This is a genomic window from Streptomyces calidiresistens (assembly GCF_014141525.1).
Classification (GTDB): Bacteria; Actinomycetota; Actinomycetes; order Streptomycetales; family Streptomycetaceae; genus Streptomyces; species Streptomyces calidiresistens.
In genome coordinates, this window is record NZ_VKHS01001606.1 from 1 (window position 1) to 402 (window position 402).

Below are 402 nucleotides of genomic sequence, written 5' to 3' on the forward strand. Positions count from 1 at the left end.
CCCCCGGCCCCGCGTCCGCGCGGGGCCGCCGGCCCGGTCCTCCCGGTCCCCGGGCCGTCCCTCACCGCCCGGCGGGCAGCAGCACCACCTTGCCCGTGGTGGCGCGCCCCTCCAGGGCCGCGTGCGCCCGGGCCGCCCCGTCGAGCGGGAAGGCCGTCACCAACGGCCGGAACGTCCCCTCGACGGCCAGGGACAGCGCCTCCTCCTCCAGCGCCCGGATGGGGTTGGGGCCGCCCACCGACTCCGTGAGAGCCGGGCCCGTCACCCACCGGGACACCGCCCCAGGCGCCAACCGCGCGGCCTCCCGCGGGTCGACCGCCCCGCGCTCGTCGAACCCCGTGGCCGCCCACCCGTACGCCAGGTGCCGACCACCCGGCGCGAGGAGCCCCAGCGCCCTTCGGG

The 402-nt window shown here is 81.1% G+C and carries 1 protein-coding gene; it reads right to left on the bottom strand.

Annotated features, from left to right (window positions below; all coding sequences use genetic code 11):
* Positions 1 to 61: 61 nt before the first annotated feature.
* On the bottom strand, positions 62 to 402 hold a 341-nt coding region (locus tag FOE67_RS28470; protein ID WP_182667653.1), incomplete at its 5' end, for a zinc-binding dehydrogenase.